Annotated in this window: 12 protein-coding genes; all 12 read left to right on the plus strand. The window is 72.3% G+C overall.

The genetic code is table 11. The annotated features are described in order from the left end of the window. Nucleotide 1: 1 nt before the first annotated feature. The 12 genes from ACFSZT_RS17180 (at nucleotide 2) to ACFSZT_RS17235 (ending at nucleotide 14470) form a co-directional block, all read left to right on the plus strand. Nucleotides 2-1291 (plus strand): dihydroorotase, encoded by a 1290-nt coding sequence (locus ACFSZT_RS17180; protein WP_377388802.1) that lies wholly within the window; start codon nucleotides 2-4, stop codon nucleotides 1289-1291. Then, nucleotides 1291-1782, plus strand: a complete 492-nt coding sequence (locus ACFSZT_RS17185; protein ID WP_377388800.1) for a PH-like domain-containing protein — start codon at nucleotides 1291-1293, stop codon at nucleotides 1780-1782. The genes ACFSZT_RS17180 and ACFSZT_RS17185 overlap by 1 nt, the downstream gene beginning before the upstream one ends. Then, a complete protein-coding gene (gene carA / locus ACFSZT_RS17190; RefSeq protein WP_377388798.1) occupies nucleotides 1779-2945 on the plus strand; it encodes a glutamine-hydrolyzing carbamoyl-phosphate synthase small subunit in 1167 nt (388 codons plus the stop codon). The genes ACFSZT_RS17185 and carA overlap by 4 nt, the downstream gene beginning before the upstream one ends. After that, nucleotides 2946-6278, plus strand: a complete 3333-nt coding sequence (gene carB / locus ACFSZT_RS17195) for a carbamoyl-phosphate synthase large subunit (RefSeq protein WP_377388796.1) — start codon at nucleotides 2946-2948, stop codon at nucleotides 6276-6278. It begins immediately after the preceding gene. Further along, on the plus strand, nucleotides 6275-7114 hold the full coding sequence (gene pyrF / locus ACFSZT_RS17200; RefSeq protein WP_377388794.1) for an orotidine-5'-phosphate decarboxylase: 840 nt from the start codon (nucleotides 6275-6277) through the stop codon (nucleotides 7112-7114). Before carB ends, pyrF begins: the two co-directional genes overlap by 4 nt. A 319-nt stretch (nucleotides 7115-7433) precedes the next feature. Next, the gene (mihF, locus tag ACFSZT_RS17205) at nucleotides 7434-7751 is read left to right on the plus strand and encodes an integration host factor, actinobacterial type (protein WP_005455668.1); all 318 of its coding nucleotides are present in this window, start codon (nucleotides 7434-7436) and stop codon (nucleotides 7749-7751) included. 50 nt (nucleotides 7752-7801) lie between these two features. Next, nucleotides 7802-8416 (plus strand): guanylate kinase, encoded by a 615-nt coding sequence (gene gmk / locus ACFSZT_RS17210; RefSeq protein WP_377388791.1) that lies wholly within the window; start codon nucleotides 7802-7804, stop codon nucleotides 8414-8416. Next, complete coding sequence (gene rpoZ, locus ACFSZT_RS17215; protein ID WP_377388789.1) at nucleotides 8416-8691, plus strand: DNA-directed RNA polymerase subunit omega; 276 nt, start codon at nucleotides 8416-8418, stop codon at nucleotides 8689-8691. The genes gmk and rpoZ overlap by 1 nt, the downstream gene beginning before the upstream one ends. Nucleotides 8692-8698: 7 nt before the next feature. After that, nucleotides 8699-9937 carry a bifunctional phosphopantothenoylcysteine decarboxylase/phosphopantothenate--cysteine ligase CoaBC gene (coaBC, locus tag ACFSZT_RS17220; RefSeq protein WP_377388787.1) on the plus strand — a complete coding sequence of 413 codons (1239 nt, stop codon included), beginning with the start codon at nucleotides 8699-8701 and terminating at the stop codon, nucleotides 9935-9937. Nucleotides 9938-9994: 57 nt separating this feature from the next. Beyond that, the gene (gene metK / locus ACFSZT_RS17225) at nucleotides 9995-11197 is read left to right on the plus strand and encodes a methionine adenosyltransferase (protein ID WP_377388785.1); all 1203 of its coding nucleotides are present in this window, start codon (nucleotides 9995-9997) and stop codon (nucleotides 11195-11197) included. A 56-nt stretch (nucleotides 11198-11253) separates the two neighbouring features. Then, nucleotides 11254-12366: an acyltransferase family protein gene (locus ACFSZT_RS17230; RefSeq protein ID WP_377388783.1), complete on the plus strand. Its 1113-nt coding sequence runs from the start codon at nucleotides 11254-11256 to the stop codon at nucleotides 12364-12366. 25 nt (nucleotides 12367-12391) lie between these two features. Next, entirely contained in the window at nucleotides 12392-14470 is a 2079-nt protein-coding gene (locus tag ACFSZT_RS17235; RefSeq protein ID WP_377388781.1) for a primosomal protein N', read from the plus strand. Nucleotide 14471: the final 1 nt, after the last annotated feature.

Here is a 14471-nt window from a genome sequence, read left to right on the forward strand (position 1 = left end):
CGTGAGCACGACCGTCATCAGGGGCGCGCGCCTCTACGGCGACGGCGACCCGGTGGACGTGCTGGTCGCCGACGGGATCATCGCCGAGATCGGGCACCTCGCCGTCCCGGGCGACGCCGAGGTGATCGACGCCGGCGGGCAGGTGCTGCTGCCCGGGTTCGTCGACCTGCACACCCACCTGCGGGAGCCGGGCCGGGAGGACGCCGAGACCGTCGAGACGGGATCGGCCGCCGCGGCGCTGGGCGGGTACACGGCCGTCTTCGCGATGGCCAACACCGACCCGGTGGCGGACAACGCACTCGTCGTCGAGCACGTGTGGCGCCGGGGCCGTGAGATCGGGCTGGTCGACGTCCACCCCGTGGGGGCGGTCACCGTCGGTCTGCGTGGGGAGCGGCTCGCCGAGATGGGAACGATGGCCAAGTCGGTGGCCGGGGTGCGGATCTTCTCCGACGACGGGCACTGTGTGGCCGACCCGCTCGTCATGCGCCGCGCGCTCGAGTATTCGACCGCCCTCGGCACGGTGATCGCCCAGCACGCGGAGGAGCCGCGGCTCACGGCAGGCGCCCAGGCGCACGAGGGCGAGCGCGCGTCACGGCTCGGATACGCGGGCTGGCCGGCCTCGGCGGAGGAGTCGATCGTGGCGCGCGACTGCGTGCTCGCGCGGCACGCGGGCGCCCGGCTGCACGTCTGCCACGTCTCGACCACGGGTACCGTGGATGTCCTGAGCTGGGCGAAGGGGCTCGGCATCGACGTCTCGGCCGAGGTGACCCCGCATCACCTGCTGCTCACCGACGAGCGGCTGGAGACCTACGACCCGGTGAACAAGGTGAACCCGCCGCTGCGGTCGGAGCCGGACGTCGACCGGCTGCGCCAGGCGCTCGCGGACGGTGTCCTCGATTGTGTGGCCACCGACCACGCGCCACACGCCGCCCAGGACAAGGACTGCGAGTGGCAGGCGGCCCGCCCGGGCATGCTGGGCCTGCAGACGGCTCTGTCGATCGTCGTGGAGACGATGGTCCGCACGGGGCTGCTGGACTGGCGCGGCGTGGCCAGGGTGATGAGCGAGCGGCCCGCCGAGATCGCCGGGCTGCCCGACCAAGGCAGGCCGCTGGCGGTCGGCGAACCGGCGAACGTGGTGCTCGTCGACCCGGACGCCGAGTGGACCGTGCGTGGTGCGGAGCTGGCGAGCATCGCCGCGAACACCCCGTACGAGGGCATGCGGCTGCCTGCCGTGGTGAGCGCCACGCTGCTGCGCGGGCGGATCACCTCGCGCGAAGGGAAGATTGTGTGATGGAAAGGCTTCTGCTGACGCTACTGGTCTTCGCGCTGTTCGCGCTCGGGGTCTACGGCATGTGGCGCGGCTGGCGACGACAGGCCCGCGCGCAGAGCGTGCGCATCCCGCCGTTCCCCCAGCGTCCGGCCGACCCGGGCGAGCCGGAACTGGAGGCCGCCGGGCTCTACGCCGCCACGACGAACGCGGGCCACTGGCAGCAGAGGGTGGTCACCCGCGGCGCCGGCCTGCGCGGCCGCGCGACGCTGCGGCTCTACCCCGGCGGTGTCGAGGTGGACCGGGCGGGCGCGCCGGGGTTCTGGATCCCGCGTGAGTCCATCACGGACGTGACGACGGCCAAGGGCATGGCGGGGAAGGTGATGGGCACGGCGAGTCTGCTGGTCTTCACCTGGCGCGTCGGGGACGTCGAACTCGACACGGGTTTCCGCGGGGACGATCTCGGCGTGTATCCACAATGGATCAACAAGGTCAAGGGAGGTGCCCAGGTATGAGCGGCACACGTACACCGGCCGCCCTCGTGCTGGAGGACGGCCGGATCTTCCGGGGAGCCGCCTACGGGGCGCACGGGCGCACACTGGGCGAGGTGGTCTTCTGTACCGGCATGACCGGCTACCAGGAGACGCTCACCGACCCCTCCTACCGGCGGCAGATCGTCGTGCAGACGGCCCCGCAGATCGGCAACACCGGCTGGAACGACGAGGACGACGAGTCGGCTCGCATCTGGGTGGCCGGCTACGTCGTGCGTGACCCGGCGCGGACGCCGTCGAACTGGCGGTCCCGGCGCTCGCTGGACGACGAGCTCAGCAAGCAGGGCATCGTCGGTATCTCCGATGTGGACACCCGCACGCTGACCCGGCACATCCGCGAGCACGGTGCCATGCGGGCCGGCGTGTTCTCCGGTGACGCGCTCGCCGGCGACGACGAGATGGTGGCCGAGGTGTTGGCGAGCCCGAAGATGGCGGGCGCCGACCTCGCCGGTGAGGTGACGACCGCGCAGCCCTACGTCGTGCCGGCGATCGGCGAGACGCGCTATCGCGTCGCCGCGCTCGACCTGGGTATCAAGTCGAACACACCGAGGCAGATGGCCAAGCGCGGCATCGAGGTCCACGTGCTGCCGGCGTCGACCTCGGTCGACGATCTGCTGGCCCTGGAACCGGACGGCGTGTTCCTCTCGAACGGGCCCGGCGACCCCGAGACACAGACCCACGCGATCGAGCTGACGAAGGCGACGCTCGCCAGGGAGGTGCCGCTGTTCGGCATCTGCTTCGGCAACCAGATCCTCGGCCGGGCGCTCGGCCTGGGCACGTACAAGATGCGCTACGGCCACCGCGGCATCAACATTCCGGTGCTCGACGCCGAGACCGGCCGGGTGGCGATCACCGCCCAGAACCACGGCTTCGCCCTCGAGGGGGAGCCGGGGCAGCGGTTCGAGTCGCCCTTCGGCACCGCGCGCGTGAGCCACCACTGCGCCAACGACGGCACCGTCGAAGGCCTGCGGTGCGAGGACGTGCCCGCGTTCTCGGTGCAGTACCACCCGGAGGCGGCGGCGGGTCCGCACGACGCGAACCCGCTGTTCGACGACTTCGTGAACCTGATGGAGGCGCGCGGAAGGTCCGGCCGCGCGGCGGGCACGGCACAGGAGGGGCGCAAGTAAATGCCCAAACGTACTGACATCGAACACGTGCTCGTGATCGGCTCGGGCCCGATCGTCATCGGGCAGGCCGCCGAGTTCGACTACTCGGGCACGCAGGCGTGCCGGGTGCTCCGGCAGGAGGGGCTGCGGGTCAGCCTGGTCAACTCCAACCCGGCCACGATCATGACCGACCCCGAGTTCGCCGACTCCACCTACATCGAGCCGGTGAACCCGGAGTACGTCGAGAAGGTCATCGCGCAGGAACGCCCGGACGCGCTCCTGGCGACCCTCGGCGGCCAGACGGCGCTGAACTGCGCGGTCGCGCTCCACGAGAGGGGCGTGCTGGAGAAGTACGGGGTCGAGCTCATCGGTGCCGACATCGACGCGATCCAGCGCGGGGAGGACCGGCAGAAGTTCAAGGACATCGTGCGCAGTGTCGGCGGGGACGTGCCGCGCAGCGCGGTATGCCACTCCATGGAGGAGGTCCGCAAGACCGTCGCGGAGGTGGGCCTGCCCGTCGTGATCCGGCCGTCGTTCACCATGGGCGGGCTCGGCTCCGGCATGGCGCACACCGAGGAGGAGCTCGAGCGCATGGCCTCGTTCGGCCTCGAGGAGAGCCCGGTCACCGAGGTGCTCATCGAGGAGAGCGTGCTCGGCTGGAAGGAGTACGAGCTCGAGCTCATGCGTGACCGCCACGACAACGTGGTGGTGGTGTGCTCGATCGAGAACGTCGACGCGATGGGCGTGCACACCGGCGACTCGGTGACGGTGGCGCCCGCGATGACGCTGACCGACCGCGAGTACCAGAACATGCGCAACGTCGGGATCGACGTGCTGCGCGCGGTGGGCGTGGACACCGGTGGCTGCAACATCCAGTTCGCGATCAACCCGCGGGACGGCCGCATGGTCGTGATCGAGATGAACCCGCGCGTGTCGCGGTCGTCGGCGCTCGCGTCGAAGGCCACCGGGTTCCCGATCGCCAAGATCGCCGCGAAGCTGGCCATCGGCTACTCGCTCGACGAGATCAGCAACGACATCACCGGCGAGACGCCCGCGAGCTTCGAGCCCACCCTCGACTACGTGGTCGTGAAGGTGCCGCGGTTCGCGTTCGAGAAGTTCCCCGGCGCCGACCCGATGCTCACCACCACGATGAAGAGCGTCGGCGAGGCCATGGCCATCGGCCGCAGTTTCCCGGAGGCACTCGGCAAGGCCCTGCGCTCGATGGAGACCAAGCGGGTCGGGTTCTGGACGACACCGGATCCGGAGGGCGCCACGCTCGAGTCGACGCTGGAGGAGCTGCGCACGCCGCACGACGGCAGGCTCTACGCCGTCGAGCGCGCGCTGCGGCTGGGCGCCACCGTCGAGCAGGTCCACGAGGCCAGCGGAATCGATCCGTGGTTCATCGACCAGATCGCGCTCATCGGCGAGGTCGGCGCCGAGATCAGGGACGCGCCGGTGCTGGACGTCGACCTGCTGCGGCGGGCGAAGCGCACCGGGCTGTCCGACCGGCAGATCGCCGCGCTGCGGCCCGAGCTGGCCGGTGAGGACGGCGTGCGGTCGCTGCGCCACCGGCTCGGCGTGCACCCGGTGTTCAAGACCGTGGACACCTGCGCGGCGGAGTTCGCCGCCAGGACGCCGTACCACTACTCGGCGTACGAGGCCGACCCCGCGGCGGAATCCGAGGTCGAACCGCAGCCGGACAAGCCGAAGGTGCTCATCCTCGGCTCCGGTCCCAACCGCATCGGCCAGGGCATCGAGTTCGACTACTCGTGCGTACACGCGGCGCTGGCGATGCGGGAGGCGGGCTTCGAGGCCGTCATGGTGAACTGCAACCCGGAGACCGTCTCCACCGACTACGACACCTCCGACCGGCTGTACTTCGAGCCGCTGACGTTCGAGGACGTGCTCGAGGTCGTGCGGGCCGAGCAGGCCTCGGGCACGGTCGCGGGCGTCATCGTGCAGCTTGGCGGCCAGACACCGCTGGGGCTGGCGAAGCGGCTCGCTGACGCCGGCGTGCCGGTGGTCGGCACGTCCCCGGACGCCATCCACCTCGCCGAGGACCGCGGGGCGTTCGGCGAGGTCCTGCGGGCGGCGGGCCTGCCAGCGCCGCAGTACGGCACGGCCACGTCGTTCGAGGGCGCCAAGCGCATCGCGGACGAGATCGGCTACCCGGTCCTCGTGCGGCCGTCCTACGTACTCGGCGGGCGCGGCATGGAGATCGTCTACGACGAGGCCTCGCTCGAGGGCTACATCGCCCGCGCGACCGAGGTCACGCCGGAGCACCCGGTGCTCGTGGACCGCTTTCTCGACGACGCCATCGAGATCGACGTCGACGCGCTCTACGACGGCGAGGAGCTCTACCTCGGCGGCGTGATGGAGCACATCGAGGAGGCGGGTGTCCACTCCGGCGACTCGGCGTGTGCCCTGCCGCCGATCACGCTCGGCCACACCGACCTGGAGGAGGTCCGCCGCTGCACCGAGGCGATCGCCCGGGGGGTGGGCGTGCGCGGTCTGCTCAACGTCCAGTATGCGCTCAAGGACGACGTGCTGTACGTGCTCGAGGCCAACCCGCGGGCGTCGCGCACGGTGCCGTTCGTGTCCAAGGCGACCGCCGTGCCGCTGGCCAAGGCGGCCTCGCTGATCATGACGGGCGCCTCCATCAAGGACCTGCGGACCCGCGGTGTGCTGCCCGCCGAGGGCGACGGCGGTCACCTGCCGGTCGACGCGCCGGTGGCCGTCAAGGAGGCCGTGCTGCCGTTCCACCGGTTCCGCACACCGGAGGGCCACGGGGTCGACTCGCTGCTCGGGCCGGAGATGAAGTCCACCGGCGAGGTGATGGGTGTCGACACGTCCTTCGGCACCGCGTTCGCGAAGTCGCAGGCCGGCGCCTACGGGTCCCTGCCGACGTCGGGCAAGGTCTTCGTCTCGGTGGCCAACCGGGACAAGCGCTCGCTGGTGTTCCCGGTGAAGCGGCTGGCCGACCTCGGGTTCGAGGTGCTCGCGACGGCGGGGACCGCGGAGGTGCTGCGCCGCAACGGCGTGCCGTGCTCGGTGGTGCGCAAGCACTCGGAGGGCAGCACGAAGGACGAGCCGAACATCGTCGAGGTGATCCTCGACGGTGGCGTCGACATGGTGATCAACACGCCCTACGGCAACAGCGGCCCGCGTATCGACGGCTACGAGATCCGGACGGCGGCGGTGTCCCGGGGCATCCCGTGCATCACCACGGTCCAGGGCGCGGCGGCGGCCGTCCACGGCATCGAGGCGCTCATCCGGGGCGACCTGGGTGTGCGGTCGCTGCAGCGGCTGCAGGCGTCGCTGCGGGCGATGTCGGGCCGGCCGGGACAGTCGTGACCGCGGGCGGGGTGCCGTTCGGAGCCCGGCTCGCGGAGGCGGTGGCGGCCCGGGGACCACTCTGCGCGGGCGTCGACCCGCACCCGGGGCTGCTGGAGGCGTGGGACCTGCCCGCCGACGCGGGCGGGCTCGAGAAGTTCGCGCTGACGGCCACCGACACGCTCGCCGAGCATGTGGCCGTGCTCAAGCCCCAGTCGGCGTTCTTCGAGGCCTACGGGGCCGCGGGCGTGGCGGTGCTGGAGCGGGTGATCCGGCATGCCCGGGACGCCGGTGCGCTCGTCCTGCTCGACGTCAAGCGTGGGGACATCGGCTCGACGATGGCCGCGTACGCGGCCGCCTACCTGGGCGAGGGCTCACCGCTCGCGGCCGACGCCGTCACCGTCTCGCCGTACCTCGGGTTCGGCTCGCTGGAGCCGGCGTTCGCGGCGGCCGAGGCCACGGGCAGGGGTGTGTTCGTCCTCGCCCGGACCTCGAACCCCGAGGGGGCGGCGCTGCAGGGTGCCGGCACGGGCGCCGGCACGGTGGCGCAGTCCATTGTGGATGCCGCGCGCGAGCGCAACGCCGGAGCGCGCCCGCTGGGCAACGTCGGCGTGGTCGTCGGCGCGACGATTACGCCGGGGGAACTCCGGCTCGCTGGGCTGAACGGGCCAATCCTGGCCCCCGGCTTCGGCGAGCAGGGGGCCACCGCCGACGATCTGAAACCCCTGTTCGGCGACGTGCTCGCGGCGGTGCTGCCCGCCTCGGCCCGGGGCCTGCTCAAGCACGGGCCCGATCCGGCCGCGCTGCGCACCGCGGTGCGGCGCACACAGGACGAGCTCCGCCGGGTCATCGGGTAGTGGTTGGCGAACTTCTGCCCTGCTCCACACGCATGTTGATCTTGCACTAGGGTGTGACCGGTGGCGCAGGCGGGGGTGTCGGCGGCACAGCGGAAAACGCGGTTCACCGGTCGTCGCCGACACGGCGCGGCCAGGGGTGAGTAGTGTCGTTCTTGGCCGTCCCGCGGCCTCCAGTCGCGGCGCCGGCGCGCCGTCCGCCCGGCTGTTCCCGGACGTCCGGGCAGCCTGGTCGGCGCCCACCCCCGCATTGTGGGTCCAGGTCAGGGGTGGGTACGGTCGCCACACCCACCCAGAATTTTGAGTAATACCGGAGGAAAACGTGGCACTTCCCCAGCTCACCGAGGAACAGCGTGCTGCGGCGCTGGAGAAGGCCGCCGCCGCCCGTCGCGCCCGCGCGGAGCTCAAGGAACGGCTCAAGCGCGGCGGCACGACCCTCGCCGACGTGCTGAAGCAGGCCGACGAGGACGAGGTCCTCGGCAAGATGAAGGTCTCCGCGCTGCTGGAGGCTCTGCCGGGCGTGGGCAAGGTGCGTGCGCAGCAGACCATGGAGCGTCTGGAGATCGCGTCCAGCCGTCGTCTGCGCGGCCTCGGCGACCGGCAGCGCAAGGCGCTGCTCGCCGAGTTCAGCGGCGAGTGAGCGAGCAGCGACACCGCGGCTCGAACCAGGCCGGCGCTAGCGGCGGCCGAGTGGCAACTGGTGGGCCGGTGCCGGGGAAAGCCGCCCGGCACCGGCTCACCGTCGTATCGGGACCATCCGGGGTCGGCAAGTCGAGCGTCGTCAGCGAGCTGCGGCGGCTCTGCCCCGACGTGTTCTTCAGCGTGTCGGTGACCACCCGCCCGCCCCGGCCCGGCGAGGTCGACGGCGAGCACTACCACTTCGTCGACCGGGAGACCTTCGACGCGATGGTCGCCCAGGGTGAGCTGCTCGAGCACGCCGAGTTCGCGGGGAACTGCTACGGCACCCCGCGGGCGCCCGTCGAGGCGGCGCTGGACTCGGGCAAACCCGCGGTTCTGGAGATCGAACTGCAGGGCGCCCGGCAGGTCCGCGCGGCCATGCCGGACGCCCAGCTCGTCATGCTCCTGCCCCCGTCGTGGGGGGAGCTGGTCGACCGGCTCACCGGCCGCGGTACCGAGGCGATGGAGGCCGTTCAGGCCCGGCTGAGCGAGGCGGAACGGGAACTCGCCGCCGCCAGCGAGTTCGACGCCCAGGTGGTGAACGCCGACCTGAAGACCGCCGCGCGTGAGTTGCTAGACTTGGTGACCGGCGAATACACCGCTTTCGACGATTCGGAGCACAGTTAGTGACCGCGATTACGTTGGGTCCTCAGAGCGAGAACCTCGAGGGCATCACCAACCCGCCCATCGACGACCTGCTCGAGAAGGTCAGCTCGAAGTACGCTCTGGTGATCTACGCGGCGAAGCGCGCCCGCCAGATCAACGACTACTACGCGCAGCTCGGTGAAGGCCTGCTCGAGTACGTCGGCCCGCTCGTCGAGCCGGGTCCGAGGGAGAAGCCGCTGTCGATCGCGCTCCGCGAGATCCACGCCGGACTCCTCGAGCACACCGAAGGCGAGTAGTCCCTCGGTGAGCCCGCAGCCTCGTGTCGTCCTCGGAGTCGGCGGCGGCATCGCTGCCTACAAGGCGTGCGAGGTGCTGCGCGGGCTCACCGAATCCGGGCACGACGTCAAGGTGGTGCCCACCGCGGCCGCGCTGAACTTCGTCGGCGCGGCCACATTCGAAGCGCTGTCCGGGCGCCCCGTGAACACCGGCGTGTTCACGGCCGTGCCCGAGGTGCAGCACGTGCGGACCGGGCAGGAGGCCGACCTCGTCCTCGTCGCGCCCGCCACGGCGGACCTGCTGGCCAAGGCCGCCCACGGCCTGGCGGACGACCTGCTCACCAACACGCTGCTCACCGCACGTTGCCCGGTCGCGTTCTTCCCCGCGATGCACACCGAGATGTGGGAGCACCCGGCCACGCGCGCCAACGTTGCGACGCTGCGCTCCCGCGGTGCGGTGGTCACCGAACCCGCGTCGGGCAGGCTGACCGGGGTCGACACCGGCAAGGGCAGGCTCGCCGACCCGCGGGAGATCGTCGACCTCGCCCGCCTGCTGCTCGCGCGGGCCGACGCGCTGCCCCGTGACCTCGACGGAGTCCGCGTGGTCGTGTCGGCGGGGGGCACGCGGGAGCCGCTGGACCCCGTCCGGCATCTCGGGAACCGCTCGTCCGGCAAGCAGGGGTACGCGCTCGCCCGGGTGGCCGCCCAGCGCGGTGCCGATGTGACGCTCGTGGCCGCCCACACCGACGCGCTGCCGGAGCCCGCGGGTGCCCGGGTAGTGCACGTCTCCACGGCCGCGGAGCTCGGCGACGCCGTCGACGAGGCCGCCCGTGAGGCCGACGTCGTGGTGATGGCCGCGGCCGTCGCCGACTTCCGCCCCGCCGGCCGGTCCGGACACAAGATCAAGAAGAGCGACGACGAGCCCGACCCGATGATCGAGCTCGTCCGTAACCGCGACATCCTCGCGGGGCTGGTCGAGCGGCGCAGGCCGGGCCAGATCGTCGTCGGCTTCGCCGCCGAGACCGGCGACGCGCAGGGCAGTGTGCTCGACCACGCCCGGGCCAAGCTCAAGCGCAAGGGATGCGACCTGCTCGTCGTCAACGCCGTCGGCGAGGGCAAGGCGTTCGAGGTGGAGGACAACACCGGGTGGCTGCTCTCGGCCGACGGGCTCGAGACCCGTATCCCACTCGGCGCCAAGTCGCAGCTGGCGGCCACGGTGTGGGACGCCGTCGCGCAGTTGCTGCGCCCCTCCCGCGAACGCCAGTAGGCTGCCACCGGGCAGCGGAGCCCGGAGTGTGTTGTCGAGTGAGGATGTGAGGACGTCGTGACCGCGTCGAACCGTAGGTTGTTCACGTCGGAGTCGGTGACCGAGGGACACCCGGACAAGATCTGCGACGCGATCAGTGACTCCATCCTGGACGCGCTGCTGGGCAAGGACCCGCGGAGCCGCGTCGCCGTGGAGACACTGATCACCACCGGCCAGGTGCACGTCGCCGGTGAGGTGACCACCGAGGCCTACGCCGACATCCCGACGATCGTGCGCGACAAGATCCTGGAGATCGGCTACGACTCCTCGGCCAAGGGTTTCGACGGCAACTCCTGCGGCGTCAACGTGGCCATCGGCTCGCAGTCGCCGGACATCGCGCAGGGTGTGGACACGGCGTACGAGTCACGGCTGGAGAACGCGCTCGACGAGCTGGACCGACAGGGCGCCGGTGACCAGGGGCTGATGTTCGGCTATGCGTGCTCGGACACGCCGGAGCTGATGCCGCTTCCGATCGCGCTGGCCCACCGGCTCTCCCAGCGGCTCGCCGCGGTGCGGAAGAACGGGGTGCTGCCCTACCTGCGCCCGGACGGCAAGACCCAGGTGACCATCGAGTACGCCGGCGAGCAGGCCGTGCGGCTGGACACCGTCGTGGTATCCAGCCAGCACGCCGACGGCATCGATCTGGACAAGATGCTCGGCGTCGACGTCCGGGAGCACGTCGTGGCCCCCGTGCTCGACGGAGTGGAGCTCGACACCTCCGACACCCGCCTGCTCGTGAACCCGACCGGCCGGTTCGTCGTCGGCGGCCCGATGGGTGACGCGGGGCTGACCGGCCGCAAGATCATCGTGGACACCTACGGCGGCATGGCCCGGCACGGTGGCGGCGCGTTCTCGGGCAAGGACCCGTCGAAGGTGGACCGCTCGGCGGCGTACGCGATGCGCTGGGTCGCCAAGAACATCGTGGCCGCGGGCCTGGCCGACCGGGTCGAGGTGCAGGTGGCGTACGCGATCGGCAAGGCGGCGCCGGTGGGGTTGTTCGTGGAGACCTTCGGCACCGAGCACGTCGACCCGCTGAAGATCCAGGCCGCCATCACCGAGGTGTTCGACCTGCGGCCGGCGGCGATCATCCGCGACCTGGACCTGCTGCGCCCGATCTACGCCAAGACTGCGTCCTACGGCCACTTCGGTCGCCCGGAGCTCGACCTGCCCTGGGAGAGCACCGAGCGGGCCGACGACCTGCGGCGCTTCATCGGAGCGTGACACGCCGGGTCCCCGGTGATGACGCGGGTGATCGCCTGCCATAGAGTGCCGGACTCGTGGTGGACACTCAACGCGTCGAGACCGCGGGCCCGCGGGCGGCCGACCGGCCGCGCTCGCGCGGCACGCGGCACATCAGCTGGGACGCGATCCGGGTCATCGGCATCCTTGCGGTCCTGGCCTTCCACACGACGTTCCTGGCTCCGCACACGCTGCCGGGCTTCGACCTCCCGCCGGCGCCGTTGCAGATGGACTTCCCGTTCGGGGCGTCGCTGCTGATCGTCATCTCCGGTTACTTCGCGGCGATGACGATCGGCAGGCAACCGCCACTGCGCTGGTGGCTGCGGCGACTGGCCCGGCTGCTGCCCGCCTTCTGGGTGGCGGTGGTCGTGATCTTCGTGGTGAGCATCGCCTTGCGGCCGGAGGGCTTCTACCGGCCCTCCTACGTCGACCTGGCCGGCAACCTGGGGCTGTTGCACACGCTGCTGCCCGCGGTCGAGTACATCGACCGGGCACACTGGACCGTGCCGGTCCAGGTGTGCGCGTTCACCGCGATCGCACTGCTGGCCTGGCGCGGCAAGGTCCGGGGGCGGGCGGCGACGCTGGTGATGTGGTTCGTGCTGCTGTTCCCGCTGGCCCTGCGGTACCTGTTCATGGGTCCTGGCGACACCCCGCCGACGTGGGTGAGCATGATCATGGACGGCACCGGCCTGAACCGGGCGCACCTCGCCATCGCCGGGGTCGCCATCTACCGCTGGTCGCAGAACCGGATGACGTTCCCACAGCTGTTCTGCATGCTCGGCGTCGTCCTCATCGCCCACGACAAGCATCCGCCACCCGGGGACTCGGTCCTGGCCTTCGCCGTGGCGCTCGTGCTGATCTGCGTGGCCGCCTACCAGCCGGTGTGGGACTCGCCCGTGTTCACGAACCTGGCCCGGCCGATTCGCTGGCTCGCCGGCATCTCCTACGGCGTGTACCTGATGCACTACGTCATCGGGTCGATCGTCGCCCGCCACCTCGCCGACCTGGGCGTGCCCTGGTTCGGCTGGATCCCGGCCTACCTGGCGACCGCCGTGCTGCTCGGCTGGGCGCTGACCCGCTGGGTCGAACAGCCCGCGTTCCGGTTCCTCACCTCCCGGCTCGACGCCATCCCGGCCCGGACCGGCAGGTAGGCGTACCTCTGGTAGAGAGAAGGGCGTGAGCCGCCCGGAACCGACCCCGCTGTGGGACCTGCCGCAGCCTGCGCCCGCCACCGGCGCGCGGCGCGGGCCGACGCGCAAGGACCCGGGCTCGCGCAAGGGCCGCCGGGAGCCCGCCGAGACCGATCCGATCGCGAGGGTGGTCGTCGACGTCCCGCTCGCGCACCTGGACCGCACGTTCGACTACCAGGTGCCGCGTGAGCTGGACGACGTGGCCGTGCCGGGCTGCCGGGTGCGGGTGCGGTTCGCGGGCCAGCTCGTGGACGGGTTCCTGCTCGAGCGGGCCGCCACCACCGAGCACACGGGCAGGCTGGCATTCCTCGAACGCGTCACCTCGTCGGAGCGGGTGCTCCCGCCGCGGCTCGTCCGGTTGTGCCGCGCCGTCGCCGACCGCTACGGCGGCACGCTCGCCGACGTGCTCCGGCTGGCATTGCCGCCCCGCCACGCCAAGGTCGAGGCCGAGCCTCCGCGGGAGCCCACGCCGGCGCCCGCGGAGCCGTCGCTCGCCGGGTGGCGCCGGTATCCGTGGGGGCCGTCGTATGTCGGGGCGCTCCGGGACGGCCGGGTCGCCAACGCCGTGTGGCAAGCACTGCCGGGTGAGGACTGGCCACGCCGGCTGGCCGAACTCGCCACCACCGTCGCGGCGACCGGGCGTGGGGCCGTGCTCGTCGTGCCCGACCACCGCGACGCCGCCCGGCTGGAGGCCGCGTGTGCCGAGCTGGCCGGGCCGGAGGCCGTCGTGGCGCTGTCGGCCGACCTCGGCCCGGCCGAGCGGTACCGGCGGTGGCTGGCGGTCCTGCGCGGCGCGGTCCGGATCGTGGTGGGCACGCGAGCCGCCATGTTCGCGCCGGTCGCCGATCCCGGCCTGTACGTCGTGTGGGACGACGGCGACGACCTGCATGCCGACCCGCACATGCCGTACCCGCAGGTGCGCGACGTGCTGATGGTGCGCGCGCACGCCGATCGCGCCTCGTTCCTCGCCGCCGGGTTCGCCCGCACGGCCGAGGCCCAGCTGCTGCTGGAGTCCGGGTGGGCGCAGCCGATCGTCGCCTCCCGCGACGAGCTGCGCGCGTGCGCGCCCCGCGTGACGCCCACCGGCGAGGACTTCGACGTCGCCCGCGACGAGGCCGCGCGTGCGGCGCGGCTGCCGGCCGTGGCGTTCGAGGCGGCTCGCTCCGGGCTGGCGGCGGGCGCGCCGGTGCTCGTCCAGGTGCCCCGCCGCGGGTACGTCCCCGGCCTGGCGTGCGCGCACTGCCGGACGCGCGCCCGGTGCCGCCACTGTGCGGGCCCCCTGCTGCTGCCGGGCGGCGACGGCGCAGGGGTGCCGCGCTGCCGGTGGTGCGGGGTCGTCGATGCCGCCTACCGCTGTCCCGCGTGCGGATCCGCGCGGCTGCGGGCCGTCGTCGTCGGGTCGAAGCGCACGGCCGAGGAGCTGGGCCGGGCGTTCCCCGGGGTCGCGGTGCGGACGTCGGGCGCGGGGGAGGTGCTCGCCAGCGTCCCCCCAGGCCCCGCACTGGTCGTGGCGACGCCCGGCGCCGAACCGGTGGCCGAGGGCGGGTACGGCGCGGCGCTGCTGCTCGACGGCTGGGCCCTGCTCGGCAGGCAGGACCTGCGGGCGGCCGAGGAGACGCTGCGGCGCTGGATGGCGGCCGCGGCCCTGGTGCGGCCGGGCCGGGACGGCGGCCGGGTGGTGGTCGGCGCTGAGGCCGGCATCCCCGTGGTGCAGGCGCTGGTGCGGTGGGACCCCGGCTGGCATGCCGAGCTGGAGCTGGCCGAGCGGCGCGAGCTCGGCTTCCCGCCGGCCGTGCGGATGGCCAGCCTGGAGGGATCGCCCGACGCGGTCGCCACGGCGCTCGACGAGCTCGACCTCCCCGCCTCGGGCGAGGTGCTCGGGCCGGTCCCGATCGGGGAGGTCGACGCCGAGGGCCGGGCGGACCGGGAGCGCGCCCTCGTGCGGGTGGCCCGGGCCGACGGCCGGGCCCTGGCCGCATCCGCACACGCGCTCAGTGCGCTGCGCAATGCCCGCAAGGAAACCGACCCGGTGCGGATCCAGCTCGATCCGCTCGACCTCATCTGAG

It is taken from the genome of Prauserella oleivorans, assembly GCF_042685745.1.
GTDB lineage: Bacteria > Actinomycetota > Actinomycetes > Mycobacteriales > Pseudonocardiaceae > Prauserella_A > Prauserella_A oleivorans.

Coding starts and splice junctions, on each gene's coding strand:
- ACFSZT_RS17185 (WP_377388800.1), top strand. CDS start 1,291: ATGGAAAGGCTTCTGCTGACGCTACTGGTCTTCGCGCTGTTCGCGCTC.
- carB (WP_377388796.1), top strand. CDS start 2,946: ATGCCCAAACGTACTGACATCGAACACGTGCTCGTGATCGGCTCGGGC.
- carA (WP_377388798.1), top strand. CDS start 1,779: ATGAGCGGCACACGTACACCGGCCGCCCTCGTGCTGGAGGACGGCCGG.